The 24425-nt window shown below is 59.7% G+C and carries 33 protein-coding genes; all 33 read left to right on the top strand.

The window, feature by feature from the left end:
* Nucleotides 1-7 precede the first annotated feature (7 nt).
* The 33 genes from rpoC to rplQ all read left to right on the top strand — a co-directional run bounded on the left by rpoC (nt 8) and on the right by rplQ (nt 24344).
* A complete protein-coding gene (gene rpoC / locus KKY_RS08135) occupies nt 8-4210 on the top strand; it encodes a DNA-directed RNA polymerase subunit beta' (RefSeq protein WP_014130844.1) in 4203 nt (1400 codons plus the stop codon).
* A 146-nt stretch (nt 4211-4356) separates the two neighbouring features.
* Nucleotides 4357-5442 (top strand): esterase-like activity of phytase family protein, encoded by a 1086-nt coding sequence (locus KKY_RS08130; RefSeq protein ID WP_014130843.1) that lies wholly within the window; start codon nt 4357-4359, stop codon nt 5440-5442.
* Nucleotides 5443-5885: 443 nt separating this feature from the next.
* Nucleotides 5886-6257, top strand: a complete 372-nt coding sequence (gene rpsL / locus KKY_RS08125) for a 30S ribosomal protein S12 (protein ID WP_041528652.1) — start codon at nt 5886-5888, stop codon at nt 6255-6257.
* A 15-nt stretch (nt 6258-6272) separates the two neighbouring features.
* Nucleotides 6273-6743 (top strand): 30S ribosomal protein S7, encoded by a 471-nt coding sequence (gene rpsG / locus KKY_RS08120; protein WP_014130840.1) that lies wholly within the window; start codon nt 6273-6275, stop codon nt 6741-6743.
* 12 nt (nt 6744-6755) lie between these two features.
* Nucleotides 6756-8846 carry an elongation factor G gene (fusA, locus tag KKY_RS08115; RefSeq protein ID WP_014130839.1) on the top strand — a complete coding sequence of 697 codons (2091 nt, stop codon included), beginning with the start codon at nt 6756-6758 and terminating at the stop codon, nt 8844-8846.
* Nucleotides 8847-8899: 53 nt separating this feature from the next.
* Entirely contained in the window at nt 8900-10090 is a 1191-nt protein-coding gene (tuf, locus tag KKY_RS08110) for an elongation factor Tu (RefSeq protein WP_014130838.1), read from the top strand.
* Nucleotides 10091-10156: 66 nt separating this feature from the next.
* Entirely contained in the window at nt 10157-10465 is a 309-nt protein-coding gene (rpsJ, locus tag KKY_RS08105) for a 30S ribosomal protein S10 (protein WP_014130837.1), read from the top strand.
* A gap of 91 nt (nt 10466-10556) precedes the next feature.
* On the top strand, nt 10557-11252 hold the full coding sequence (gene rplC / locus KKY_RS08100) for a 50S ribosomal protein L3 (RefSeq protein WP_014130836.1): 696 nt from the start codon (nt 10557-10559) through the stop codon (nt 11250-11252).
* Nucleotides 11252-11872: a 50S ribosomal protein L4 gene (gene rplD, locus KKY_RS08095; protein WP_014130835.1), complete on the top strand. Its 621-nt coding sequence runs from the start codon at nt 11252-11254 to the stop codon at nt 11870-11872. The genes rplC and rplD overlap by 1 nt, the downstream gene beginning before the upstream one ends.
* Nucleotides 11869-12162, top strand: coding sequence for a 50S ribosomal protein L23 (locus tag KKY_RS08090; protein ID WP_014130834.1), 294 nt, complete (start codon nt 11869-11871; stop codon nt 12160-12162). The genes rplD and KKY_RS08090 overlap by 4 nt, the downstream gene beginning before the upstream one ends.
* Before the next feature lie 23 nt (nt 12163-12185).
* Nucleotides 12186-13025 (top strand): 50S ribosomal protein L2, encoded by an 840-nt coding sequence (gene rplB / locus KKY_RS08085; RefSeq protein WP_014130833.1) that lies wholly within the window; start codon nt 12186-12188, stop codon nt 13023-13025.
* Nucleotides 13026-13028: 3 nt separating this feature from the next.
* The gene (gene rpsS / locus KKY_RS08080; RefSeq protein ID WP_014130832.1) at nt 13029-13307 is read left to right on the top strand and encodes a 30S ribosomal protein S19; all 279 of its coding nucleotides are present in this window, start codon (nt 13029-13031) and stop codon (nt 13305-13307) included.
* Nucleotides 13308-13309: 2 nt separating this feature from the next.
* Entirely contained in the window at nt 13310-13690 is a 381-nt protein-coding gene (gene rplV / locus KKY_RS08075) for a 50S ribosomal protein L22 (protein WP_014130831.1), read from the top strand.
* Nucleotides 13690-14400: a 30S ribosomal protein S3 gene (gene rpsC / locus KKY_RS08070; RefSeq protein ID WP_014130830.1), complete on the top strand. Its 711-nt coding sequence runs from the start codon at nt 13690-13692 to the stop codon at nt 14398-14400. Before rplV ends, rpsC begins: the two co-directional genes overlap by 1 nt.
* 14 nt (nt 14401-14414) lie before the next feature.
* Nucleotides 14415-14828 (top strand): 50S ribosomal protein L16, encoded by a 414-nt coding sequence (rplP, locus tag KKY_RS08065; protein ID WP_014130829.1) that lies wholly within the window; start codon nt 14415-14417, stop codon nt 14826-14828.
* A gap of 12 nt (nt 14829-14840) precedes the next feature.
* Nucleotides 14841-15041: a 50S ribosomal protein L29 gene (gene rpmC, locus KKY_RS08060; RefSeq protein WP_014130828.1), complete on the top strand. Its 201-nt coding sequence runs from the start codon at nt 14841-14843 to the stop codon at nt 15039-15041.
* A gap of 10 nt (nt 15042-15051) precedes the next feature.
* A complete protein-coding gene (rpsQ, locus tag KKY_RS08055; RefSeq protein WP_014130827.1) occupies nt 15052-15285 on the top strand; it encodes a 30S ribosomal protein S17 in 234 nt (77 codons plus the stop codon).
* A 76-nt stretch (nt 15286-15361) separates the two neighbouring features.
* A complete protein-coding gene (gene rplN / locus KKY_RS08050) occupies nt 15362-15730 on the top strand; it encodes a 50S ribosomal protein L14 (protein ID WP_014130826.1) in 369 nt (122 codons plus the stop codon).
* Nucleotides 15730-16044, top strand: a complete 315-nt coding sequence (rplX, locus tag KKY_RS08045; RefSeq protein ID WP_014130825.1) for a 50S ribosomal protein L24 — start codon at nt 15730-15732, stop codon at nt 16042-16044. Before rplN ends, rplX begins: the two co-directional genes overlap by 1 nt.
* Nucleotides 16037-16591: a 50S ribosomal protein L5 gene (rplE, locus tag KKY_RS08040; RefSeq protein ID WP_014130824.1), complete on the top strand. Its 555-nt coding sequence runs from the start codon at nt 16037-16039 to the stop codon at nt 16589-16591. Before rplX ends, rplE begins: the two co-directional genes overlap by 8 nt.
* A 36-nt stretch (nt 16592-16627) precedes the next feature.
* Nucleotides 16628-16933: a 30S ribosomal protein S14 gene (gene rpsN / locus KKY_RS08035; RefSeq protein WP_014130823.1), complete on the top strand. Its 306-nt coding sequence runs from the start codon at nt 16628-16630 to the stop codon at nt 16931-16933.
* A gap of 13 nt (nt 16934-16946) precedes the next feature.
* The gene (gene rpsH / locus KKY_RS08030) at nt 16947-17345 is read left to right on the top strand and encodes a 30S ribosomal protein S8 (RefSeq protein WP_014130822.1); all 399 of its coding nucleotides are present in this window, start codon (nt 16947-16949) and stop codon (nt 17343-17345) included.
* 121 nt (nt 17346-17466) lie between these two features.
* Nucleotides 17467-18000, top strand: a complete 534-nt coding sequence (rplF, locus tag KKY_RS08025) for a 50S ribosomal protein L6 (RefSeq protein WP_014130821.1) — start codon at nt 17467-17469, stop codon at nt 17998-18000.
* Nucleotides 18001-18012: 12 nt separating this feature from the next.
* Nucleotides 18013-18366, top strand: coding sequence for a 50S ribosomal protein L18 (rplR, locus tag KKY_RS08020; protein WP_014130820.1), 354 nt, complete (start codon nt 18013-18015; stop codon nt 18364-18366).
* Between the two features lie 47 nt (nt 18367-18413).
* A complete protein-coding gene (gene rpsE, locus KKY_RS08015) occupies nt 18414-18944 on the top strand; it encodes a 30S ribosomal protein S5 (RefSeq protein WP_014130819.1) in 531 nt (176 codons plus the stop codon).
* 22 nt (nt 18945-18966) lie between these two features.
* Nucleotides 18967-19155 (top strand): 50S ribosomal protein L30, encoded by a 189-nt coding sequence (gene rpmD / locus KKY_RS08010; protein WP_014130818.1) that lies wholly within the window; start codon nt 18967-18969, stop codon nt 19153-19155.
* A gap of 15 nt (nt 19156-19170) precedes the next feature.
* Nucleotides 19171-19650 carry a 50S ribosomal protein L15 gene (gene rplO, locus KKY_RS08005; protein WP_014130817.1) on the top strand — a complete coding sequence of 160 codons (480 nt, stop codon included), beginning with the start codon at nt 19171-19173 and terminating at the stop codon, nt 19648-19650.
* A gap of 149 nt (nt 19651-19799) precedes the next feature.
* The gene (secY, locus tag KKY_RS08000) at nt 19800-21134 is read left to right on the top strand and encodes a preprotein translocase subunit SecY (protein WP_014130816.1); all 1335 of its coding nucleotides are present in this window, start codon (nt 19800-19802) and stop codon (nt 21132-21134) included.
* Nucleotides 21131-21697, top strand: coding sequence for an adenylate kinase (locus KKY_RS07995; protein WP_014130815.1), 567 nt, complete (start codon nt 21131-21133; stop codon nt 21695-21697). Before secY ends, KKY_RS07995 begins: the two co-directional genes overlap by 4 nt.
* Nucleotides 21698-21883: 186 nt before the next feature.
* Nucleotides 21884-22252, top strand: coding sequence for a 30S ribosomal protein S13 (rpsM, locus tag KKY_RS07990; protein ID WP_014130814.1), 369 nt, complete (start codon nt 21884-21886; stop codon nt 22250-22252).
* 120 nt (nt 22253-22372) lie between these two features.
* Nucleotides 22373-22765, top strand: a complete 393-nt coding sequence (gene rpsK / locus KKY_RS07985; protein ID WP_014130813.1) for a 30S ribosomal protein S11 — start codon at nt 22373-22375, stop codon at nt 22763-22765.
* A 96-nt stretch (nt 22766-22861) separates the two neighbouring features.
* Complete coding sequence (locus KKY_RS07980; protein WP_014130812.1) at nt 22862-23878, top strand: DNA-directed RNA polymerase subunit alpha; 1017 nt, start codon at nt 22862-22864, stop codon at nt 23876-23878.
* A 37-nt stretch (nt 23879-23915) separates the two neighbouring features.
* Nucleotides 23916-24344, top strand: a complete 429-nt coding sequence (gene rplQ, locus KKY_RS07975; RefSeq protein ID WP_014130811.1) for a 50S ribosomal protein L17 — start codon at nt 23916-23918, stop codon at nt 24342-24344.
* Nucleotides 24345-24425 lie beyond the last annotated feature (81 nt).

Raw genomic sequence — 24425 nt, 5'->3', positions numbered from 1 at the left:
ACAAAAGATGAATCATCATCAGCACGTCATGGATCCGTTCAACTCGCAGGCGGCTGCGCCGACTTTCGATCAGATCAAGATCAATATCGCGAGCCCGGAAAAGATCCTGTCGTGGTCGTACGGCGAAATCAAAAAGCCCGAGACCATCAACTACCGTACGTTCAAGCCCGAGCGTGACGGCCTGTTCTGCGCGCGCATCTTTGGCCCGACCAAGGATTACGAATGCCTTTGCGGCAAGTACAAGCGCATGAAGTTCAAGGGCGTCATCTGCGAAAAGTGCGGCGTGGAAGTCACGCTGTCGCGCGTTCGCCGCGAGCGCATGGGCCATATCGAACTGGCTGCGCCGGTTGCCCATATCTGGTTCCTCAAGTCCCTGCCGAGCCGCATTTCGCAATTGCTCGACATGACCTTGAAAGATGTCGAACGCATTCTCTATTTCGAGAACTACGTCGTCATCGAGCCGGGCCTGACCCCGTTCACCCAGCACCAGTTGGTGACGGAAGAAGAGTATCTCGACGCCCAGGACAATTACGGCCCTGACGCCTTCACCGCCATGATCGGCGCTGAAGCGGTGCGTGAAATGCTGGCTGCTCTCGACCTCGAAAAGCTCGCCGCCGATCTGCGCGTCGAGATCGCCGAGGCGACCACCGAGCTCAAGCCGAAAAAGCTGGCCAAGCGCCTGAAAATCGTCGAGCAGTTCATCGTTTCGGGCAACAAGCCCGAATGGATGATCATGACGGTCATTCCGGTCATTCCGCCCGAATTGCGCCCGCTGGTTCCGCTCGATGGCGGCCGGTTCGCGACCTCAGATCTGAACGACCTCTATCGTCGTGTGATCAACCGTAACAACCGCCTCAAGCGCCTGATCGAGCTGCGTGCGCCGGATATCATCATCCGCAACGAAAAGCGCATGCTGCAGGAAGCTGTCGATGCGCTGTTCGACAATGGCCGCCGTGGCCGCACCATCACCGGTGCGAACAAGCGTCCGCTGAAGTCGCTTTCGGACATGCTCAAGGGCAAGCAGGGCCGGTTCCGCCAGAACCTGCTCGGCAAGCGCGTCGACTATTCGGGCCGCTCGGTCATCACCGTTGGTCCCGAGCTCAAGCTGCACCAGTGCGGCCTGCCCAAGAAGATGGCGCTCGAACTCTTCAAGCCCTTCATCTATTCGCGTCTCGACGCGAAGGGCCTGTCCTCGACCGTAAAGCAGGCGAAAAAGCTTGTTGAAAAGGAAAAGCCCGAAGTCTGGGATATTCTCGACGAAGTGATCCGTGAGCACCCGGTTCTTCTCAACCGCGCGCCGACGCTTCACCGTCTGGGCATTCAGGCGTTCGAGCCGATCCTGATCGAAGGCAAGGCCATCCAGCTTCATCCGCTGGTCTGCGCCGCGTTCAACGCCGACTTCGACGGTGACCAGATGGCCGTTCACGTGCCGCTGTCGCTCGAAGCCCAGCTTGAAGCGCGCGTCTTGATGATGTCGACCAACAACATCCTGCACCCGGCCAACGGCCAGCCGATCATCGTGCCGAGCCAGGATATCGTGCTGGGTCTGTACTATGTGTCGATCATGGCCGAGGGCGAGCCCGGCGAAGGCATGGCGTTCTCGTCGATGTCCGAGCTCGAGCATGCGCTGGAGAACAAGTCGGTCACGCTGCACACCAAGATCAAGGGCCGGGTCAAGTCCGTCGATGCCGAAGGCAATGTGACGACCTCGATCGTCGAGACCACCCCGGGCCGCATGATGCTTGGGCAGATATTGCCCAAGACCGTGCCGTTCGAGGTGGTGAACCAGCTCATGACCAAGAAGAACATCTCCAAGGTCATCGACACGGTTTACCGTGCCTGTGGCCAGAAGGAGACCGTGATCTTCTGTGACCGCGTCATGGATCTGGGCTTCAAGCAGGCGTGCCGCGCCGGCATTTCGTTCGGCAAGGACGACATGGTCATCCCCGACACCAAGGCCAAGATCGTGGGCGATACCCGCAAGCAGGTCGAGGAGTTCGAGCAGCAGTACAATGACGGCCTGATCACCCATGGTGAGAAGTACAACAAGGTCGTCGATGCGTGGGCCAAGTGCGGCGACAAGGTCGCCGAAGAGATGATGAAGCGCATCTCGGCGCACGAAAAGGATGCCAATGGCCGCTCCAAGCAGATCAACTCGGTCTATATGATGAGCCATTCTGGCGCCCGTGGTTCGGTCGCCCAGATGAAGCAGCTCGCCGGTATGCGCGGCCTTATGGCCAAACCGTCCGGTGAAATCATCGAAACGCCGGTGATCTCGAACTTCAAGGAGGGCCTGACCGTTCTTGAGTACTTCAACTCGACCCACGGTGCCCGCAAGGGTCTGGCCGACACCGCGCTCAAGACGGCGAACTCGGGTTATTTGACCCGCCGTCTCGTGGACGTCGCCCAGGATGCGATCATCACCGAGGACGATTGCGGCACCGAACGCGGCCTGACCATGGAACCGATCATCGATTCCGGTCAGGTGGTGGCTTCGCTCGGCCAGCGTATCCTTGGCCGCGTTGCCGCCGACGATATCTACGTTCCCGGTACCGACGACGTTCTCGTCGCCAAGGGCACGTTGATGGACGAGGCCGATGTCGAAAAGATCGAGGCTGCCAAGGTCCAGTCGGTGCGCATCCGCTCGCCGCTGACCTGCGATGTCCGGCAGGGCACGTGCGCGACCTGCTATGGCCGCGACCTTGCTCGCGGGACGCCGGTCAACATGGGTGAAGCCGTCGGCGTCATTGCCGCTCAGTCGATCGGCGAGCCGGGCACGCAGCTCACCATGCGCACGTTCCACATCGGTGGTACGGCCCAGGTGGTGGACAACTCGTACCTCGAAGCCGGTGCAGAAGGTAAGATCACCTTCCGCAACAAGAACATTGCGACCAACTCCGATGGCCACATCGTGGTCATGGGCCGTAACGTTTCGATCGTGATCGTGGATTCCGAGGGCAAGGAACGCTCGGTCCACAAGCTCGGCTATGGCTCGCGCCTGCGCGTCAATGAAGGCGATCAGGTCAAGCGCAGTCAGCGTCTGGCCGAATGGGACCCCTATACCCGTCCCGTTCTGACCGAAGTGGAAGGCGAGGTGATCTTCGAGGATCTGGTCGATGGGGCTTCGGTCTCCGAACAGACCGACGAGACAACGGGCTTTACCAAGCGTCTGGTCATCGACTGGCGTTCCAGCCAGCGCGGGGACGGGCTCAAGCCCGCTATCGCAGTCGGTTCAAAGGGGCAGCCCTTCAAGACCGAACGCGGTACGGATGCCCGTTACCTGATGAGCGTGGATGCGGTCATCGCTGTCGAGCCAGGGACCCGTGTGGCTCCGGGCGACGTTCTGGCCCGTATTCCGCTGGAAAGCGCCAAGACCAAGGACATCACCGGCGGTCTGCCGCGTGTGGCCGAACTGTTCGAGGCTCGCCGTCCGAAGGATCACGCGATCATTGCCGAACTCGACGGCACGATCCGCTTCGGGCGCGACTACAAGAACAAGCGCCGCATCATCATCGAGCCGACCGACGAGACGCTCGAGCCGGTCGAATACCTGATCCCGAAAGGCAAGCCGTTCCATCTTCAGGAAGGCGATCCGATCGAGAAAGGCGAGTACATTCTGGACGGCAACCCGGCCCCGCACGACATCCTTGCGATCAAGGGCGTCGAGGAACTGGCACGCTATCTCGTCAACGAGATCCAGGAGGTCTATCGCCTGCAGGGCGTGTTGATCAACGACAAGCACATTGAGGTGATCGTTCGCCAGATGCTGCAGAAGGTCGAGATCACCGAGCCGGGCGAATCCGGACTGCTCAAGGAAGAGCAGCTCGATCGCATCGATCTGGACGAACTCAACGAGCAGCTCGTCGCCGATGGCAAGAAGCCCGCAGTGGCCGTTCCGGTCCTGCTCGGCATCACCAAGGCGTCGCTGCAGACCCGTTCGTTCATCTCGGCCGCGTCGTTCCAGGAGACCACGCGGGTGCTTACAGAGGCAGCGGTTTCGGGCAAGGGCGACCTTCTCGAAGGCCTCAAGGAGAACGTCATCGTCGGCCGTCTCATCCCGGCGGGTACCGGTGCGCGTATTTCCAATGTGCGCCAGATCGCGACCAAGCGCGACGATCTCATTCTGGACGAGCGGCGCCGTCAGGCCGAAACGGTTGCCATTCCGGCACCAGAGGCCATGCCGGCCGCGCCGGACTCGCCAGCCGAGTAATCGGTTCGGGACAATGATTTGAGAATGGGGGCTTCGGCCCCCATTTTTGTTGGTGACGACGGTCGCCGAAAGTTCACCCCATCGTCATCGGAGTTTTGCGTGTCTCGCTCAGAAACCGGGAGTTGAACACCAACCGGAGATTTCCGATGCGCATTCTTTGCGGAGCCATGCTTTCGCTGGCCGCTCTTTCATTGGCTTCGTCGGCCCTTGCCCAGGTCCCCGAGCAGCCCGTGCTACTGGACGAGATCGTACTGCCGACAGAACTGATGCTGGATGGGGTGCCGTTTGGCGGCATTTCCGGGCTCGATTATGATGCGGCTAACGACATCTTCTACGCCATCTCCGACGATCGGGCGCAAAATGGCCCGGCGCGCTTTTATACGATCAGGCTCATGCTGGATGGCGGCGAGATCACCGGGCTCGATGTCGTCTCGACCCACGAACTTCTCGATGTCGAAGGGCAGAGCTTTGCCGCCGCCGCCATCGATCCTGAAAGCATTCGTTTCGCTGCTGACACGGGCACGATCTTCTGGACCAGTGAAGGCAATGCCGAAGGCGCACCCGAGATTTTCGAGGCCGATCTCGACGGCAATGTGGTGCGGACATTCGCCGTGCCGACCGCCTATATTCCGGATGCCGACGGGAAAGGAATCCACGGCAATCTCGCATTTGAAAGCCTGAGCCTTTCTCTCGATGGCACGAGTGTGCTGGTGGGCACGGAAAACGGACTGATGCAGGACGGCGGCAAGGCGACGCTGGAGGCGGGCAGCCCGGCCCGCATCGCGGTTTTCGACAAGGAAAGCGGCGAACTGACGGCCGAATATATCTATCAGACCGATCCGATACGCGTGCCCGCGTCCGAGGAACCCAATTACAACGATAATGGTCTTTCCGAGTTTCTGGTGCTCGACGAGGACAGGATCATTGCGGTCGAGCGTACATTCGCGAGCGGCTACGGCAACGAGATCGCATTCTATATCGTCACATTCGATGGAGCCGAGGCGGTTACCGGGCTTGAAACGATCTCGGGCCGTGATGTCAGACCGATGGACAAGCAGCACTGGTTCACCATCGGCGAAGGCGATTTCGGCCTGGATATCGACAATATCGAATCCATCACCTTGGGGCCGGTCATAGACGGCGACCGTACACTAATGATTGCATCGGACAACAACTTCAATCGCGCCGGCCAGTTCACCCAGTTCGTGCTGTTGGCAGCGCCTGGACTCTAAGCGATTTCCGACCGGGCTCGCGGGAGGGGCCTTCTGGCCCCTTTGTTATCGGAACGCCGCAGACGAGCACTTGAAAATCGTCCTTTGGGAAGCCATATCCGGCCCTGCGCTGGGTGCAGGGCAGGGGTTCGGATGCCGATAAGGCTTTTTTCCCCGGAAAGCCTTGACGATTCTGAATCAACCCAGTAATACCCGCCCTACCTAAGCGGTCGGTCGTGATCCGGCACCGAATGTGAAGCGTCCAATGCGACACATTCAAGCCGATCAAACACACTGTCGGGTAGTTAGACGCAACAAGTCTTGGGCGCATGATTGCTTCCGCAAGGAGGTGATCCTCTGCATTCATGGCGCCACCGGTTCTCCATCGAGACCGGGAGGGCGCTGCTCGCTTGTTATGTCGAACAGGTTTTTGTTTGTACGGATGAAAAGAGGGTTCGAGCGATATGCCGACCATTAATCAGCTGATCCGCAAGCCCCGGCAGGCCAAGCCGAAGCGGAACAAGGTTCCGGCGATGGAGGCCAACCCGCAGAAGCGCGGTGTTTGCACGCGTGTCTATACGACGACCCCAAAGAAGCCGAACTCGGCTTTGCGTCGTGTGGCCAAGGTGCGCCTGGTCAATCAGCGTGAAGTTATTACCTATATTCCCGGCGAGGGGCACAACCTCCAGGAGCACTCCGTCGTGCTGATCCGCGGCGGCCGTGTGCGCGACCTTCCGGGCGTGCGCTATCACGTGCTGCGCGGCGTTCTGGACACCCAGTCGGTGAAGGATCGCAAGCAGCGCCGGTCGAAGTACGGCGCCAAGCGGCCGAAATAAGGAGATCTGTGAGCAATGTCCCGTCGGCATCGTGCAGAAAAGCGTGAGATCAACCCCGATCCCAAATTCGGTGATCTGGTTGTCTCCAAATTCATGAATTCGCTCATGAAGGACGGCAAGAAATCTGCCGCCGAGAGCATCGTCTATGGCGCGTTCGAGGTGATCGAGGAGCGGACCAAGCAGGACCCTATCCAGGTCTTTCATGGCGCTCTTGAAAACATCCGTCCGGCTGTTGAGGTTCGTTCGCGTCGCGTCGGTGGCGCCACCTATCAGGTGCCGGTCGAAGTGCGCACCGACCGTCAGCAGGCCCTGGCCATTCGCTGGCTGATCGATGCTGCCCGCAAGCGTGGCGAGCAGACCATGGTTGGTCGCCTTTCCGGCGAGCTCATGGATGCCGTCAACGGACGTGGCCAGGCCGTCAAGAAGCGTGAAGACACGCATCGCATGGCCGATGCCAACCGTGCATTCTCGCACTACCGCTGGTAAGGAGAGACGAGCATGGCCCGCGAATACAAGATCGAAGACTACCGCAATTTCGGCATCATGGCTCACATCGATGCCGGCAAGACCACCACGACCGAACGTATTCTGTTCTACACCGGCAAGAGCCACAAGATCGGTGAAGTTCATGACGGCGCTGCCACCATGGACTGGATGGAGCAGGAGCAGGAACGCGGCATCACCATCACCTCGGCTGCCACGACAACCTTCTGGCAGGGCCGTGATGGCAAGAAGCGCCGCTTCAACATCATCGACACGCCGGGCCACGTGGACTTCACCATCGAAGTCGAGCGTTCGCTCCGTGTGCTCGACGGTGCCGTTGCACTGCTCGACGCCAATGCCGGTGTGGAGCCGCAGACCGAGACCGTCTGGCGCCAGGCCGACAAGTATCACGTGCCGCGCCTGATCTTCGTCAACAAGATGGACAAGATCGGTGCCGATTTCTACCGCTCGGTGGAGATGGTCGGAACCCGTCTGGGTGCCAAGGCCGTCGTTCTGCAGCTGCCGATCGGCGCTGAGAACGAATTCGCCGGCGTTGTCGATCTCATCGAGATGAAGGCTCTTGTCTGGAATGGCGAGCAGCTCGGCGCAAGCTGGGACGTGACCGATATTCCAGCCGACCTCAAGGATCGCGCAGAAGAATATCGCGAGAAGCTTATCGAAGCTGCCGTCGAAATGGACGAAGCAGCGATGGAAGCCTATCTCGAAGGTGAAATGCCCGACAACGACACGATCCGCAAGCTGCTCCGCAAGGGCATCTGTAACGTTGAGTTCTTTGGCGTTTGCTGTGGTTCGGCATTCAAGAACAAGGGCGTGCAGCCGCTTCTTGATGCAGTGGTTGATTATCTGCCGTCGCCGATCGACATTCCGGCGATCAAGGGTATCGATGCCAAGACCGAAGAGCCGATCGAGCGTCATGCCGACGATTCCGAGCCGCTTTCGATGCTGGCTTTCAAGATCGCCAACGATCCGCATATGGGTTCGCTGACGTTCTGCCGCATCTATTCGGGTCACCTCGAAGCTGGTGCGCAACTGGAAAACACAGTGAAGGGCAAGCGCGAACGCGTCGGCCGCATGTTCCAGATGCACTCCAACAGCCGTGAGCAGATCACCGAAGCCTTCGCTGGCGACATCGTCGCTATCGTCGGGCTCAAGGACACCACGACCGGCGATACGCTCTGTGCGCCGACTTCGCAGGTTATCCTTGAGCGCATGATCTTCCCCGATCCGGTGATCGACATCGCGGTCGAGCCCAAGTCCAAGGCCGATCAGGAAAAGATGGGTCTGGCCCTGCAGCGCCTTGCTGCGGAAGATCCCTCGTTCCGCGTCAAGTCGGACGAAGAATCCGGTCAGACGATCATTTCGGGTATGGGTGAGCTTCACCTCGACATTCTCGTCGATCGCATGAAGCGCGAATTCAAGGTCGAGGCCAATATCGGCCAGCCGCAGGTTGCGTATCGCGAGACCATCACTCGCACCGCCGAAGTGGATTATACCCACAAGAAGCAGTCGGGTGGTTCGGGGCAGTTCGCCCGCGTCAAGCTGACGATCGAGCCCAACGAAACCGGTGCCGGTTTCGCGTTCGAGAGCAAGATTGTCGGTGGTTCGGTGCCCAAGGAGTATATTCCTGGCGTTCAGAAGGGTCTGGAGTCCGTGATGGGCGCCGGTATCCTTGCCGGCTTCCCGATCGTGGACGTCAAGGCGACCTTGACCGATGGTGCCTACCACGACGTCGACTCGTCGGTGCTGGCGTTCGAGATCGCCGGTCGTGCAGCGTTCCGCGAAGGTCTCCAGAAGGCCGGTGCGAAGTTGCTCGAACCCATCATGAAGGTCGAAGTGACTACGCCTGAAGACTATATGGGCGACGTCATCGGCGACCTGAATTCGCGCCGTGGTCAGATCCAGGGCACGGAAAGCCGCGGTGTTGTGCAGGTGGTCAACGCCTTCGTGCCGCTGGCCAACATGTTCGGTTACGTGAACTCGCTGCGCTCGATGAGCCAGGGACGTGCACAGTACACCATGGTGTTCGACCACTACGAGCAGGTGCCCCAGGCGGTCGCCGACGAAGTCCAGGCGAAATACGCCTAACAGGAAACAATTTAATCGGCGGCCAGTTGGCCTGCTGAAGATGGAGATATGTGATGGGCAAGGAAAAATTTGCGCGTAACAAGCCGCACTGCAACATCGGCACGATTGGTCACGTTGACCATGGCAAGACGTCGTTGACAGCAGCGATCACGAAGGTTCTGGCGGAGACAGGCGGGGCGACGTTCTCTGCTTACGACCAGATCGACAAGGCGCCTGAAGAAAAGGCCCGCGGGATCACCATTTCGACTGCGCACGTCGAATACGAGACCGAAAAGCGCCACTATGCGCACGTCGACTGCCCTGGCCACGCCGACTATGTGAAGAACATGATCACCGGTGCTGCCCAGATGGACGGCGCGATCCTTGTTGTTTCGGCTGCCGACGGCCCGATGCCGCAGACCCGCGAGCACATTCTTCTGGCCCGTCAGGTCGGCGTGCCGGCGCTCGTCGTGTTTTTGAACAAGGTCGACCAGGTCGACGACGAAGAGCTGCTCGAGCTGGTCGAACTCGAAGTTCGCGAACTGCTCAGCTCGTACGAATTCCCCGGTGACGACATTCCGATCACCAAGGGTTCGGCCTTGATGGCGCTTGAAGACAAGCGTCCGGAAATCGGTCATGACGCGGTTCTCGAGCTGATGAAGACCGTTGACGACTACATCCCGCAGCCCGAACGTCCCAAGGACCAGCCGTTCCTGATGCCGGTCGAAGACGTGTTCTCGATCTCGGGTCGTGGCACGGTTGTGACCGGTCGCGTCGAGCGCGGCATCGTCAAGGTCGGCGAGGAAGTCGAGATCGTTGGCATCAAGCCGACTTTGAAGACGACTGTGACCGGCGTTGAAATGTTCCGCAAGCTGCTCGATTCGGGTGAAGCCGGCGACAACATCGGTGCTCTGATCCGTGGTATCGACCGCACGCAGGTCGAGCGCGGTCAGGTTCTGTGCAAGCCCGGTTCGGTGACCCCGCACACCAAGTTCGTTGCCGAAGCCTATATCCTGACCAAGGAAGAGGGTGGGCGTCATACGCCGTTCTTCACCAACTACCGCCCGCAGTTCTACTTTAGGACGACGGACGTGACCGGTGTGGTGACGCTGAACGAAGGCACCGAGATGGTGATGCCCGGCGACAATGTGGAAATGAACGTGGAACTGATCGTTCCGATCGCGATGGAAGAAAAGCTCCGCTTCGCCATCCGTGAAGGCGGCCGCACCGTCGGCGCCGGCGTCGTCTCCAAAATCGTCGCTTAACGAGCCAATTGAGAGCACGGTGCGCGAATGGCGCGCACCGTGGTCCTTTTTTCGGGATAGAACACAATGAACGGTCAGAATATTCGCATCCGGCTCAAGGCGTTCGACCATCGCGTGCTCGACAATTCGACCCGCGAGATCGTCAACACGGCCAAGCGCACAGGCGCGCAGGTTCGCGGACCCATTCCGCTGCCGACGCGAATTGACAAATACACCGTCAACCGGTCGCCCCACGTCGACAAGAAGAGCCGCGAGCAGTTCGAAATCCGGACTCACAAGCGTCTTCTGGACATCGTGGATCCGACGCCGCAGACGGTGGATGCACTGATGAAGCTCGATCTCGCCGCCGGTGTCGACGTCGAAATCAAGCTCTAGGTTAAGCGTTTAGACGCGGTTTTCGCTTTAGTGGGTCCTCTTGGGAAACAATGACCCGGAAAGCCGCAAGATAAAGAGAAGGTAACAACCGATGCGTTCTGGATTGATCGCACAGAAGCTGGGAATGACCCGCATCTTCACCGATGACGGCGCTCATGTACCCGTTACCGTTCTGGCGCTGCAGGGCTGCCAGGTGGTGGGCCAGCGGACGCAGGACAAGGACGGCTATGTCGCGCTGCAACTCGGCGCCGGCTCGGTCAAGGTCAAGAATGTGAGCAAGGCCGAGCGCGGGCATTATGCCGCTGCCAAGGTCGAGCCCAAGCGTAAGGTCGTCGAATTCCGCGTGAGCGAAGACAACCTTATCGAGGTGGGTGCCGAACTTCAGGCCGACCACTTCATCGAAGGCCAGCTCGTGGATGTCACGGGCACTTCGATCGGCAAGGGCTTTGCCGGTGCCATGAAGCGTCACAATTTCGGTGGCCTGCGTGCCTCGCACGGTGTGTCGGTTTCGCACCGTTCGCACGGTTCGACCGGTCAGAACCAGGACCCCGGCAAGGTGTTCAAGGGCAAGAAGATGGCCGGGCACATGGGTGCCGAGCGCGTCACGACCCAGAACGTCAAGGTCGTCAAGACCGATGTCGAGCGTGGGCTGATCATGGTTCAGGGTTCGGTTCCGGGCTCAAAGGGTGGCTGGATCCAGATCCGTGACGCCGTCAAGAAGCCGCGTCCGGAAGGTGTTGCGCTGCCTGGTTCGTTCAAGGCCGCAGCCAATGGGGAGAGTGCATAATGGAACTCCAGGTCACAACCCTCGAGGGTAAGTCGGCCGGCAAGGTCACTCTCGATGACGCCGTATTCGGTCTCGAGCCCCGCGCCGATCTGATCCAGCGCATGGTGCGCTATCAGCTCCTCAAGCGCATGTCGGGTACGCACGATGTCAAAAATCGTGCCGAAGTTGCTCAGACGGGCAAGAAGTTCGGTCGCCAGAAGGGCGGCGGCGGTGCACGTCACGGTTCGCGCCGGTCCAACATCTTCCGGGGTGGTGGACGCGCTTTCGGTCCGACCCCGCGCAGCCACGCGATCGAGTTGCCCAAGAAGGTTCGCGCGCTTGCTCTCAAGCACGCCCTTTCCGCCAAGGCCAAGGCCGGCGATCTGGTCATCATCGACCAGGCCACGGCTGAAGCGCCGAAGACCGCCGCACTTCGCGCGATCTTCGGCAAGCTCGGTTTTTCCAATGCGCTGATTATCGGCGGCACCGAACTGGACACCAATTTCGCGCTCGCCGCGCGGAACATTCCCCAGATCGACGTGCTTCCGGCGCAGGGCATCAACGTTTACGACATTCTGCGTCGTGAGAAGCTGGTCCTGACCAAGGATGCTCTCGCTGCGCTGGAGGGCCGGTTCCAATGAGCGCGCTCAAGCATTACGACATCATCCGCAACCCGGTCGTGACTGAAAAGTCGACGATGGCTTCGGAGCACGGTCAGGTCGTGTTCGACGTTGCCATCGACGCGACCAAGCCTGAAATCAAGGCCGCCGTCGAGGCGCTCTTTGAGGTGAAGGTCAAGGCCGTCAACACCATCGTCCGCAAGGGCAAGGTCAAGCGGTTCCGCAACATGCTTGGCACCCGCAAGGACGTCAAGAAGGCCGTCGTTACCCTCGTTGACGGTCAGACCATCGATATTTCGACCGGTCTGTAAGAAGGCGAGAAGGAAGAATTCAAATGGCTTTGAAACAATACAATCCCACCTCGCCGGGCCGCCGCCAACTTGTCGGCATCAACCGGTCCGAGCTCTGGAAGGGCGGCCCGGTCAAGAAGTTGACCGAGGGTCTTACCAAGTCGGGTGGCCGCAATAATAACGGCCGTGTCACCTCGTTCGCTCGGGGCGGCGGACACAAGCGCAGCTATCGTCTTGTCGATTTCAAGCGCACCAAGTTCGACGTCCAGGGCACTGTCGAGCGCCTTGAATACGATCCCAACCGGACCGCGTTCATTGCTCTGGTGACCTATGACGATGGCGAGCAGGCTTACATCCTGGCTCCGCAGCGTCTGGCTGCCGGTGACAAGGTGATCTCGTCGATGAACGCCGTCGACGTGAAGCCGGGCAATACCATGCCGCTGGAACGCATGCCGGTCGGTACGATCGTGCACAATATCGAGCTCAAGCCAAAGAAGGGCGGCCAGATGGCGCGCTCGGCCGGCGCTTATGCTCAGTATGTCGGCCGCGATGCTGGTTGGGCGATTCTTCGCATGGGTTCGGGTGAACAGCGTCTGGTCCATGGCTCGTGCCTCGCGACCGTCGGTTCGGTTTCCAATCCGGATCACTCCAACACCTCGATCGGCAAGGCTGGCCGCAATCGCTGGCTGGGCCGCCGTCCGAACGTTCGCGGCGTCGCGATGAACCCTGTCGATCACCCCCATGGTGGTGGTGAAGGCCGCACCTCGGGTGGCCGGCATCCGGTTACTCCGTGGGGCAAGCCGACCAAGGGCAAGCGCACCCGCACCAACAAGGCGACGGACAAGTTCATCGTCCGCTCGCGGCACCTCAAGAAGGGCAGGTAAGCCATGGCACGTTCCGTCTGGAAAGGCCCGTTTGTCGACGGGTATCTGCTGAAGAAGGCAGACAAGGTCCGGGAATCGGGCCGCAACGAAGTCATCAAGATCTGGAGCCGTCGCTCCACGATCCTGCCGCAGTTCGTTGGCCTCACCTTCGGCGTCTATAACGGTCAGAAGCACATCCCGGTGAATGTCTCCGAGGATATGATCGGCCACAAGTTCGGTGAGTTTTCGCCCACGCGCACCTATTACGGGCACGCGGCCGACAAGAAGGCGAAGAGGAAGTAACGATGGGCAAGGAAAAGCGTGAACGCGCGCTCAAGGACACAGAGGCGAAAGCCGTCCTTCGCATGGTGCGCACGAGCCCCCAGAAACTGAATCTGGTTGCCGCACAGATCCGTGGCAAGAAGGTCGAGAAGGCTCTTGCCGAACTCGAATTCTCGCGCAAGCGGATTTCGCTTTCGGTCAAGAAGACGCTCGAGAGTGCCATCGCGAACGCCGAAAACAACCATGGTCTGGATACGGACTCGCTGGTGGTCTCGGAAGCCTTTGTCGGAAAGGCAATGGTGATGAAGCGGTTCCATGCACGTGCCCGCGGTCGCGGCGCTCGCATTGAAAAGCCGTTCTCGCACCTGACCATCGTCGTCCGTGAAGTCGAGGAGGCCGTCTGATGGGCCAGAAAGTTAATCCGATCGGGCTTCGCCTCGGCATCAACCGCACCTGGGACTCCCGTTGGTACGCCAACAAGGGCGAATATGGTTCGCTCCTGCAGGAAGATCTCAAGATCCGCGAGATGCTCGAGGAAGAACTCAAGCAGGCCGCTGTTTCCAAGATCGTCATCGAGCGCCCGCACCGCAAGTGCCGCATCTCGATCCACTCGGCTCGTCCGGGTATCGTGATCGGCAAGAAGGGTGCGGACATCGAGAAGATCCGCAACAAGGTCAAGAAGTTCACCAATTCGGAAGTTCACATCAACATCGTTGAAGTGCGCAAGCCCGAAACCGACGCAACGCTGGTTGCACAGGGCATCGCCCAGCAGCTCGAACGCCGCGTGGCGTTCCGCAGGGCCATGAAGCGTGCCGTTCAGACGGCAATGCGCATGGGCGCCCAGGGCATCCGCGTCAATGTCGGCGGTCGTCTCGGCGGTGCCGATATCGCCCGGACCGAATGGTACCGTGAAGGCCGCGTGCCGCTTCACACCCTTCGCGCCGACGTCGACTATGGTGTTGCCGAAGCCGCGACCACCTATGGCATCATCGGGATCAAGGTCTGGATCTTCAAAGGCGAGATCATGGAACACGATCCCATGGCTCACGAGCGCCGCGCCACCGAGGGTGGTGATTCCGGCGGGCAGGGCCGCCGCGGTCCGGCTGCAAGCTGATAGGACTATAAGAAATGCTGCAACCGAAACGTACAAAGTTCCGCAAGGCCCACAAGGGCCGGATCCACGGCGTCGCCAAAGGCGGCACCGACCTGAATTTTGGCGAATATGGCTTGAAGGCTCAGGAACCTGAGCGTATAACCGCCCGCCAGATCGAGGCCGCACGCCGCGCGATGACTCGCTATATGAAGCGCGCCGGTCGTGTGTGGATCCGGGTGTTCCCGGATGTGCCTGTGTCGTCCAAGCCGACCGAAGTCCGTATGGGTAAAGGTAAGGGTGCTCCCGAATATTGGGCCGCCCGCGTCAAGCCCGGCCGGGTCATGTTCGAAGTTGACGGCGTAAGTGAAGAGATTGCGCGTGAAGCTCTGCGTCTGGCGGCCATGAAGTTGCCGATCAAGACGCGGTTCGTCAGCCGCATTGCAGATTAAGGACGTACAGCGATGGCAAAGCCGAGCGACGTTAGAGCAAAGACGGTCGACGAACTCAAGGACGAGCTCGTCAATCTGAAGAAAGAGCAGTTCAACCTGCGTTTCCAGCGCGCTACCCAGCAACTGGAAAACACCTCTCAGGTGCGCAAGGTCCGCCGCGATATCGCGCGCGTTCAGACCGTGATCGCCGAGAAGGCGCAGGCCGGAAAGTAAGGAGACACGAATGCCCAAGCGTATCCTGCAGGGGACAGTGGTCTCCGATACGAATGAAAAGACGGTTGTGGTGAGCGTCGAACGTCGCTTTACACACCCGATCATGAAAAAGACCGTGCGCCGGTCCAAGAAGTACCATGCCCACGACGAAGCCAATTCGGCCAAGGTCGGTGATGTGGTGCAGATCGAGGAATGTGCGCCGATCTCCAAGAACAAGCGTTGGACGCTCGTTAACCCGGCGTAACGCGAGAGCTCATAAAGAGGTCTAGTGCCGTGCCGGATACCGGACGCGGACCAGTAATTAAAGAAGGCAACCAGTCATGATTCAGATGCAGACGAACCTCGACGTCGCCGATAATTCGGGCGCTCGTCGTGTTATGTGCATCAAGGTGCTGGGCGGTTCGCATCGCAAGTATGCGTCTGTTGGCGACATCATCGTTGTGTCGGTCAAGGACGCCATCCCGCGCGGCCGCGTCAAGAAGGGCCAGGTTATGAAGGCAGTGGTGGTTCGCACCGCATCCGACATCCGCCGCCCCGATGGCACCGTGATCCGTTTCGACCGCAATGCGGCGGTGATCATCAATAACAACAAGGAACCGATCGGCACCCGTATCTTTGGCCCGGTTCCTCGTGAGCTGCGCGCGAAAAGCCACATGAAGATCATTTCGCTCGCGCCGGAGGTGCTGTAATGGCTGCCAAGATCAAAAAGGGTGACAAGGTCATCGTTCTGACTGGCAAGGACAAAGGCAAGACCGGCCAGGTCCTGCAGGTCATGCCGACCGACACAAAGGCCCTGGTTTCCGGTATCAATCTGGTGCGTCGCCATCAGAAGCAGACCCAGAGCCAGGATGCGGGCATCATCACCAAGGAAGCCCCCATTCACCTGAGCAATATCGCTCTGGTCGATGCCAAGGACAACAAGCCGACCCGCGTCGGCTTCAAGATCGAAGACGGCGTCAAGAAGCGCGTCGCAAAGCGTTCTGGAGAAGTGATCGATGGCTGAGACATACATTCCGCGCCTGCGCACACATTATGAAGATGTGGTGCGTGCCGGTCTCACCGAGACCTTCAACTACGTCAACCCGATGCAGGTTCCCAAGCTTGAGAAGGTCGTTCTCAACATGGGCGTCGGCGAAGCGGTTGCCGATTCCAAGAAGGTGAAGGCAGCCCTGGCCGATCTCGAAAAGATCGCCGGCCAGAAGCCCGTCGTCACCTATGCCCGCAAGTCGATCGCCGGCTTCAAGGTCCGCGAAGGCATGGCGCTGGGCGTCAAGGTCACGCTGCGTCGTGCCCAGATGTACGAATTCATCGACCGCCTGGTCAACGTCGCGCTGCCGCGCGTCCGCGACTTCCGCGGCCTGAACCCCAAGAGCTTCGATGGCCGCGGCAACTACGCCATGGGCATCAAGGAACATATCGTGTTCCCCGAGATCAACTATGACCAGATCGATCAGGTCTGGGGCATGGACGTGATCGTCTGCACCACGGCAAAGACCGACGACGAAGCGCGTGCGCTTCTCAAGGCTTTCAATTTCCCGTTCCGCCAGTAAGCGGATAACTGGAAAAGAGACGAAAGAGAGACTTAGATGGCTAAGACTAGCTCCATCGAGAAAAACAAGCGCCGCGCCAAGCTGGCCAAGCAGTATGCGCCCAAGCGGGCTGCGCTCAAGGCCAAGGCAAAGGACGCGTCGCTCAGCTTTGAAGAGCGCTTCGCCGCCCAGCTCAAGCTGGCCGAGCTGCCCCGCAACGCTTCTCCGGTTCGCGTTCGCAACCGCTGTGAGGTTTCGGGCCGTCCGCGCGGCTATTATCGCAAGCTCAAGCTGAGCCGTATCGCGTTGCGCGAGCTTGGCTCGATGGGCATGATCCCCGGCCTGGTCAAGTCGAGCTGGTAAGGAAAGAACGAAGATGACTCTTACAGATCCTCTTGGCGATATGCTGACCCGCATCCGCAACGCGCAGATGCGCCGTCGCGATGTCGTTCGCACTCCGGCTTCGAGCCTTCGCGCCCATGTGCTCGACGTTCTCAAGGCCGAAGGCTACATTCGGGGCTATTCGGAAGAAACCAGCGAAAACGGTCTTCCCGAGTTCGCCATCGAGCTGAAGTATTCGGAAAACGAACCGGTTATCCGTGAACTTCAGCGCGTGTCCAAGCCGGGCCGTCGTGTTTATGCGTCGGTCAAGAACATCCCGGTGGTTGGCAACGGTCTCGGTGTTTCGATCCTTTCCACCCCCAAGGGTGTGATGGCCGACCATACCGCCCGTGCTGAAAATGTCGGCGGCGAGGTTCTCTGCCGCGTCTTCTAAAACGTGTTTCATGCCGGTCGGTTCGACCGGCCGGCGTGGCGCACATACGTTTGGAGCTTCCGTGAAATCGGAAGCGGGCAGGGTGAAAGCCTGCCTTCACACAACGAAAAGGCAATTTAATATGTCGCGTATTGGCAAAAAGCCGGTAGCACCGGTCAGCGGCGTGACGGTCACCGTGGACGGCCAGAAGGTCACCGCCAAGGGCTCCAAGGGTGAGCTTTCGGTGGTGCTCGTCGATCTGGTCAAGCCCGAGATGACCGATGACGGCGTCGTTGTGACCCCTGTCGACGACAGCCGTGAGGCCCGTTCGGCCTGGGGCCTGTCGCGCTCGCTCGTGCAGAACATCGTGACCGGCGTTTCGACCGGTTTTGAGCGCAAGCTGGCTATCACAGGCGTCGGCTATCGTGCCCAGATGCAGGGTTCGGACCTTAAGCTTTCCCTCGGCTTTTCCCATGAAGTGATCTTCAGGGCGCCGGACGGGATTTCGCTTGCAGCGCCCACCCAGACGGAAATCGTCGTGACGGGTATCGACAAGCAGCAGGTCGGCCAGGTTGCTGCCGACATTCGTGAGTTCCGTCCGCCGGAGCCCTACAAGGGCAAGGGCGTCCGTTATGCGGATGAGCACATCTACCGCAAAGAAGGCAAGAAGAAGTAAGGATTGGTCGAGATGGCTAAGCTTTCTGGTATCGAACGGCGCAAGGCGCGTGTTCGTCGGGCTATCAAGGCCCGTGCCAACGGTCGTCCGCGCTTGTCGGTCTTCCGTTCGGAAAAGAATATCTACGCACAGATCATCGACGACGCGAATGGCGTGACCCTGGCGTCCGCTTCCTCGCTCGAAAAGGATCTCAAGATCAAGAACGGCGCCAATCAGGCCGCCGCTTCGGAAGTTGGCAAGGCACTTGCTGCCCGCGCCACCAAGGCCGGTGTTTCGGACGTTGTGTTCGATCGCGGTGCGTATCTGTTCCACGGTCGCGTCAAGGCGCTGGCCGATGCCGCCCGCGAGGGCGGGCTGAGCTTTTAAGCGAACGCTCCTTACAAGATAAAAGAGAAAAAAGACTGGTAGGAACGATGAGAGACACTCAAGAACGCGATAGCGAATTCGTCGATCGCCTGGTCCACATCAACCGTGTTGCCAAGGTGGTCAAGGGCGGTCGTCGCTTTGGTTTTGCCGCCCTGGTGGTGGTTGGTGATCAGAAGGGCCGGGTCGGTTTCGGTCATGGCAAGGCGCGTGAAGTGCCTGAAGCCATCCGCAAGGCGACCGAGCAGGCCAAGCGCCAGATGATCCGCGTGCCGCTGCGTGAAGCCCGTACGCTGCACCATGACGTGCAGGGCCGTCACGGCGCCGGCAAGGTGATCCTGCGTGCGGCCCCGGCCGGTACCGGTATCATCGCCGGTGGCCCGATGCGTGCCGTTTTCGAAACTCTGGGCATCAACGATATCGTTGCCAAGAGCCAGGGCTCGGCAAATCCCTACAACATGGTTCGCGCCACGTTCGACGCGCTCAAGAACGTCGACAGCCCGCGTTCGGTCGCGGCCCGTCGTGGTCTCAAGGTTTCCGAGTTGCAGGCACGTCGCGGCGAAGCCGCCGTCGAGGCCTGATAGAGCGCTCGAGGAGAGAACAATGGCTAAAAAGACCGTCATCGTCGAGCAGATCGGTTCGCCGATCCGTCGCAAGGAAGATCAGCGCGCGACGCTTGTGGGCCTGGGGCTCAACAAGATGCATCGCCGCAGCGAATTGGAAGACACGCCGTCGGTGCGCGGCATGATTTCCAAGGTCGCTCACCTCGTCCGCGTCGTGGACGAGCAGTAAGAGGGATTTGGTATTATGAAACTCAACGAGATCGCCGATAACGCCGGCGCCACCAAAGCCAAGGTTCGCGTCGGTCGCGGCATCGGCTCTGGTCTTGGCAAGACCGGCGGTCGTGGCGTCAAGGGTCAGAAGTCCCGTTCGGGCGTTTCGATCAATGGCTTTGAAGGCGGCCAGATGCCGCTTCACATGCGGATGCCCAAGCGCGGCTTCAACAATCCCTTCGCCAAGAAGTGGAATGCCGTTCGGCTCGATCGCATCCAGGCCTATATCGACAGCGGTAAGCTCGATGCCAAGGGCGTCGTGGATGCCGAAGCACTGGTCAGGGCCGGCGTCATCCGCCGCGCCAAGGACGGCGTGCGCCTGATCAACAGCGGCGAGTTCAAGGCCAAGAAGGTAACCTTCAAGGTCAACCACGTTTCCGCTGGTGCCGCCGCTGCCATCGAAGCAGCCGGGGGCAAGGTTGAACTGATCGGCAAGCCCGCCGACGCCGAATAATCGTTGCGAATTTTCGAGCGCGCCCTGGCAATCTTCCCGAATACGGGGATTGCATAAGGGCGCGCTCTGACTATATCAGAGCATTGTCTTTTTTGCGGGCCCATGTGGCCCGTTCCTTTGCTCTATAAGCTACTTCAGAGGGAGCCGTCATGGCGTCTGCAGCCGAGCAACTGGCCCGAAACTTGAGTTTTTCGACCTTTTCGAAGGCCAAGGAACTCCAGAAGCGGATTTTCTTCACCCTTGGGGCTTTGCTGGTTTACCGACTCGGCACCTATATTCCGATTCCGGGTATCGATCCCGATGCCTTCGCGCAGACGTTCCAGCAGGCGCAGGGCGGGATTTTCGGCCTGTTCAACATGTTCGCCGGCGGTGCCGTCGAACGTCTCGCGATTTTCGCGCTTAACCTGATCCCCTACATTACCGCCTCCATCGTCATCCAGGTGATGTCGACGGCCTCTCCGCGCCTCGAGGCGCTCAAGAAAGAGGGCGAGAGCGGGCGGCGCAAGCTCAACCAGTACACGCGGTATCTCACCGTCGTCTTCTGCGCGGTGCAGGCCTATGGCATCGCCGTAGGGCTCGAGGCCAGCGAAGGGGTCGTGGCCGATCCGGGCTGGTTCTTCCGTATTTCGACCGTCATCACGCTTGTCGGCGGCACCATGTTCCTGATGTGGCTGGGTGAACAGATGACGGCGCGCGGTGTCGGCAACGGCATTTCGCTTATCATCTTCGCCGGTATCGTGGCATCGCTTCCCGCGACCATTGCCCAGACGCTCGAATTGAGCCGCACCGGGGCGCTGCCGACCATCGCCGTGGTTGGCATCCTGATCGGCGCCATCGTGGTGATCGGTATTATCGTGTTCTTCGAACGCGCCCAGCGCAGGCTTTTGATCCAGTATCCGAAGCGCCAGGTGGGCAACAAGATGTATCAGGGCGATACCTCGCATCTGCCGCTCAAGCTCAACACTGCGGGCGTTATCCCGGTGATCTTCTCGTCCTCGCTGCTGCTGTTGCCGGCAACGATCGCGACGTTCTCGGCACAGGGCGATGCTCCGCAATGGCTGCAGTACATCTCGGCACTGCTCGGGCGCGGACAGCCGCTCTATCTGGCGCTGTTTGCCGGAATGATCATCTTCTTTGCGTTCTTTTACACCTCGATCGTTTTCAACCCGACCGAGACGGCGGACAACCTCAAGCGGTCGGGCGGGTTTATTCCCGGCATCCGTCCGGGCGAAAGAACCGCGCAGCACATCGACTACGTGCTGACCCGCATCACAGTCGTGGGTGCGATCTACCTGACCATAGTCGCGCTGATCCCCGAGGTGTTCCTGAGCCAGCTCAACATTTCGGCCTTCCTGGGTGGTACTTCGCTGCTCATCATGGTCACAGTGACACTGGATACGGTGAGCCAGATTCAGAGCCATCTGATCGCGCAGCAATATGAGGGCATGGTCAAGAAATCGCGTCTAGGGGGACGGAAAAGATGAGACTGGTACTTTTGGGGCCCCCGGGGGCAGGCAAGGGCACTCAGGCACAGATCCTGGTATCGACCTATTCCATTCCGCAGCTTTCGACCGGTGACATGCTCCGGGCAGCAATCGCTGACAAGACTCCGCTCGGGCTCGAGGCCAAGGCGATCGTCGATCGCGGGGATCTGGTTTCCGACGATATCGTATCGGGCATCATTTCCGAGCGCATGGATCAGCCCGATTGCGAAAACGGGTTCATCCTCGACGGTTTTCCGCGCACCATTGCGCAGGCCGAGGCGCTGACGCACATGCTCGACCGCAAGGGGCTTCACCTCGACGCGGTCATCGAAATCAAGGCCGATCCCGATGTGCTTGTCGAGCGCATCATCAATCGGGCCAAGGAAAGCGGCGGCGCAAGGGCGGACGATAACGAGGAGGTGCTGCGCAAGCGCCTCGATGTCTATACCCAACAGACAGCGCCTCTTGTGTCGTTCTATTCCGAGCAGGGCCTGCTCAAATCAGTGGATGGAATGGCGCCGATCGAGGAGGTCACCGCCGCGATCAAGGCAGCGATAAGCTGACCGAAACGATTGGGCCCGCGGCGGTGTTGACTTTGATGCCGTGAGTCCTTAGAACCGCGCCCAGTCTCAGAAATTTCGAGGGCTGGATTCGGTTCCTTCCGTATAGAGAAGGGGGTCGGATGCCGGTCCCTTGTTGTTGAACGAAACGGGACGGAAACGTCCTCATATCAATTTAGGAGATCCGACGTGGCTCGTATTGCTGGCGTCAATATCCCGACGAACAAGCGCGTTGTCATCGCGTTGCAGTATATTCACGGGATTGGGCCGAAAATGGCCTCTGAAATCTGCGAGAAGGTGTCCATTCCGGCCGAGCGGCGCGTGAATGAACTGACCGACGCGGAAGTTATCCAGATTCGCGAAACCATCGACCGTGACTATCAGGTCGAGGGTGACCTTCGCCGTTCGGTTGCCATGAACATCAAGCGTTTGATGGATCTGGGCAATTATCGCGGCCTGCGTCATCGTCGCGGTCTGCCGGTGCGTGGTCAGCGGACCCACACCAACGCGCGCACCCGCAAGGGCCCTGCAAAGGCCATCGCGGGCAAGAAGAAATAAGAAGGCCGGTGCGGGCACGGAAAGGGCAGGGCCTTGGGCTCGGCCCCGACGTCTCGTTTCGGATTCTTGAGGTGTAGCCGCTGGAACCACGGCGGCGCTAGAGATCACTAGAGGAAGTAAATGGCTAAAGCAGAGACTACACGCGTTCGCCGCCGCGAGCGCAAGAATATCAGTGCTGGCGTTGCACACGTAAACGCCTCGTTCAACAACACGATGGTCACCATCACCGACGTTCAGGGCAACACGATCTCCTGGTCCTCCGCCGGAACGATGGGTTTCAAGGGTTCGCGCAAATCGACCCCTTACGCAGCCCAGATGGCTGCAGAAGACGCCGCCAAGAAGGCGCAGGAACACGGCATGAAGACACTCGAGGTCGAAGTCCGTGGCCCGGGTTCAGGTCGTGAATCGGCACTGCGTGCCCTTCAGGCCGCCGGCTTCACTGTCACTTCCATCCGGGACGTTACATCCATTCCTCACAATGGGTGTCGGCCGCGCAAGCGTCGTCGCGTCTGATGTGAACGGACCTCGGCAGGGCCAGCCGGGGTTCTTTTACGGTTTGCGGCATGGCGGCCGGGCAGGGCCGCGATTTTAAAAAGGAAGTTGGACGTGATGATCCAGAAAAACTGGCAGGAACTGATTAAGCCGACCAAGCTCGACGTCGTTCCGGGCAGCGATTCCGCGCGCATCGCCTCCGTGGTCGCCGAGCCGCTTGAACGCGGTTATGGCTTGACCCTGGGCAACACGCTGCGCCGGGTTCTGCTCTCGTCGCTGCAGGGCGCGGCAATCACCGCCATCCAGATCGATGGCGTATTGCATGAATTCTCGTCGATTCCCGGCGTGCGTGAGGACGTGACCGATCTCGTTCTCAACATCAAGGAAATCGCCATCAAGATGGAAGACGAAGGGCCCAAGCGCCTGACGCTTTCCAAGCAGGGTCCGGGTGCCGTCACCGCTGGCGACATCAAGACCACCGGTGATATCGAAGTGCTCAACCCCGATCTCGTTATCTGTCACCTCGATGACGGCGCCGAGATCAACATCGAGTTTACGGTTCATACCGGCAAGGGCTATGTCCCGGCCGACCGCAACAAGCCCGAAGACGCTCCGATCGGCTATATCGCCGTCGATGCGCTGTTCTCGCCGGTCAAGCGCGTCAGCTACAAGGTCGAAAAGACCCGTGAGGGCCAGAACCTCGACTTCGACAAGCTGAGCATGCAGATCGAAACCAACGGCGCCATCAGCCCCGAGGACGCGCTGGCCTTTGCGGCCCGCATCGTCCAGGATCAGCTCTCGGTGTTCGTCAATTTCGAAGAGCCCACCAAGGAAAAGGCCGAGGATTCGACACCCGAACTCGCCTTCAACCCGGCGCTTCTCAAGAAGGTGGACGAACTCGAGTTGTCGGTGCGTTCGGCAAATTGCCTCAAGAACGACAACATCGTTTATATCGGCGATCTCATCCAGAAGACGGAAGCGGAAATGCTGCGCACGCCGAACTTCGGGCGCAAGTCGCTCAACGAGATCAAGGAAGTGCTGGCCCAGATGGGGCTCCATCTCGGGATGGACGTCAACAACTGGCCGCCCGAAAACATCGAAGACCTCGCCAAGCGTTACGAAGATCACTACTGATCTTCCGCTGCGACCAGAAGAACTTTAGGAGAGTACCATGCGCCACGGTAAAGCCGGCCGCAAACTGAACCGGACCTCTTCGCATCGCAAGGCGATGTTCAAGAACATGTCCGCATCGTTGATCAAGCACGAACAGATCGTGACGACCCTGCCCAAGGCCAAGGATCTTCGCCCGATCGTCGAAAAGCTCATCACCCTTGGCAAGCGCGGCGACCTTCATGCCCGCCGCCAGGCCATCGCCCAGATTGGCGATGAAGCCATGGTCAAGAAGCTGTTCGACGTTCTGGGCCCGCGCTACAAGGACCGCAACGGTGGCTACACCCGCGTCCTCAAGGCCGGCTTCCGCCACGGCGACAATGCACCTATCGGCGTCATCGAATTCGTCGACCGCGATGTGGAAGCCAAGGGCAAGGACTCCGGTCCGACCGCCGACTTCTCTCGCGATGAAGAGAACGAAGCCGCGTAGGCGGATTGTCTCTGACAGAATTGGAAAAGGCGGCTTTCGGGCCGCCTTTTTTTATTACCGTCGGGACACCCTCGCCAGGCT

It is taken from the genome of Pelagibacterium halotolerans B2 (assembly GCF_000230555.1).
Taxonomy (GTDB): Bacteria; Pseudomonadota; Alphaproteobacteria; order Rhizobiales; family Devosiaceae; genus Pelagibacterium; species Pelagibacterium halotolerans.
Note: the sequence above shows the minus strand (reverse complement) of the source record. Positions and strands in the feature narration are given on the sequence as shown.

Bases quoted from the DNA above. Each gene is read 5' to 3' on its own strand.
- rpsE (WP_014130819.1), top strand. From the start codon at position 18,414: ATGAGAGACACTCAAGAACGCGATAGCGAATTCGTCGATCGCCTGGTC.
- rpsC (WP_014130830.1), top strand. From the start codon at position 13,690: ATGGGCCAGAAAGTTAATCCGATCGGGCTTCGCCTCGGCATCAACCGC.
- rplP (WP_014130829.1), top strand. From the start codon at position 14,415: ATGCTGCAACCGAAACGTACAAAGTTCCGCAAGGCCCACAAGGGCCGG.
- KKY_RS08130 (WP_014130843.1), top strand. From the start codon at position 4,357: ATGCGCATTCTTTGCGGAGCCATGCTTTCGCTGGCCGCTCTTTCATTG.
- rpmC (WP_014130828.1), top strand. From the start codon at position 14,841: ATGGCAAAGCCGAGCGACGTTAGAGCAAAGACGGTCGACGAACTCAAG.
- KKY_RS08090 (WP_014130834.1), top strand. From the start codon at position 11,869: ATGAGCGCGCTCAAGCATTACGACATCATCCGCAACCCGGTCGTGACT.
- secY (WP_014130816.1), top strand. From the start codon at position 19,800: ATGGCGTCTGCAGCCGAGCAACTGGCCCGAAACTTGAGTTTTTCGACC.
- tuf (WP_014130838.1), top strand. From the start codon at position 8,900: ATGGGCAAGGAAAAATTTGCGCGTAACAAGCCGCACTGCAACATCGGC.
- rpsQ (WP_014130827.1), top strand. From the start codon at position 15,052: ATGCCCAAGCGTATCCTGCAGGGGACAGTGGTCTCCGATACGAATGAA.
- rpsN (WP_014130823.1), top strand. From the start codon at position 16,628: ATGGCTAAGACTAGCTCCATCGAGAAAAACAAGCGCCGCGCCAAGCTG.
- fusA (WP_014130839.1), top strand. From the start codon at position 6,756: ATGGCCCGCGAATACAAGATCGAAGACTACCGCAATTTCGGCATCATG.
- rplQ (WP_014130811.1), top strand. From the start codon at position 23,916: ATGCGCCACGGTAAAGCCGGCCGCAAACTGAACCGGACCTCTTCGCAT.
- rplD (WP_014130835.1), top strand. From the start codon at position 11,252: ATGGAACTCCAGGTCACAACCCTCGAGGGTAAGTCGGCCGGCAAGGTC.
- rplC (WP_014130836.1), top strand. From the start codon at position 10,557: ATGCGTTCTGGATTGATCGCACAGAAGCTGGGAATGACCCGCATCTTC.
- rplX (WP_014130825.1), top strand. From the start codon at position 15,730: ATGGCTGCCAAGATCAAAAAGGGTGACAAGGTCATCGTTCTGACTGGC.
- rpsH (WP_014130822.1), top strand. From the start codon at position 16,947: ATGACTCTTACAGATCCTCTTGGCGATATGCTGACCCGCATCCGCAAC.
- KKY_RS07995 (WP_014130815.1), top strand. From the start codon at position 21,131: ATGAGACTGGTACTTTTGGGGCCCCCGGGGGCAGGCAAGGGCACTCAG.
- rplO (WP_014130817.1), top strand. From the start codon at position 19,171: ATGAAACTCAACGAGATCGCCGATAACGCCGGCGCCACCAAAGCCAAG.
- rplR (WP_014130820.1), top strand. From the start codon at position 18,013: ATGGCTAAGCTTTCTGGTATCGAACGGCGCAAGGCGCGTGTTCGTCGG.
- rpsK (WP_014130813.1), top strand. From the start codon at position 22,373: ATGGCTAAAGCAGAGACTACACGCGTTCGCCGCCGCGAGCGCAAGAAT.
- rpsG (WP_014130840.1), top strand. From the start codon at position 6,273: ATGTCCCGTCGGCATCGTGCAGAAAAGCGTGAGATCAACCCCGATCCC.
- rplB (WP_014130833.1), top strand. From the start codon at position 12,186: ATGGCTTTGAAACAATACAATCCCACCTCGCCGGGCCGCCGCCAACTT.
- rpsJ (WP_014130837.1), top strand. From the start codon at position 10,157: ATGAACGGTCAGAATATTCGCATCCGGCTCAAGGCGTTCGACCATCGC.
- rpsS (WP_014130832.1), top strand. From the start codon at position 13,029: ATGGCACGTTCCGTCTGGAAAGGCCCGTTTGTCGACGGGTATCTGCTG.
- rpmD (WP_014130818.1), top strand. From the start codon at position 18,967: ATGGCTAAAAAGACCGTCATCGTCGAGCAGATCGGTTCGCCGATCCGT.
- rplF (WP_014130821.1), top strand. From the start codon at position 17,467: ATGTCGCGTATTGGCAAAAAGCCGGTAGCACCGGTCAGCGGCGTGACG.
- rpoC (WP_014130844.1), top strand. From the start codon at position 8: ATGAATCATCATCAGCACGTCATGGATCCGTTCAACTCGCAGGCGGCT.
- rpsL (WP_041528652.1), top strand. From the start codon at position 5,886: ATGCCGACCATTAATCAGCTGATCCGCAAGCCCCGGCAGGCCAAGCCG.
- rplN (WP_014130826.1), top strand. From the start codon at position 15,362: ATGATTCAGATGCAGACGAACCTCGACGTCGCCGATAATTCGGGCGCT.
- rplE (WP_014130824.1), top strand. From the start codon at position 16,037: ATGGCTGAGACATACATTCCGCGCCTGCGCACACATTATGAAGATGTG.
- KKY_RS07980 (WP_014130812.1), top strand. From the start codon at position 22,862: ATGATCCAGAAAAACTGGCAGGAACTGATTAAGCCGACCAAGCTCGAC.
- rplV (WP_014130831.1), top strand. From the start codon at position 13,310: ATGGGCAAGGAAAAGCGTGAACGCGCGCTCAAGGACACAGAGGCGAAA.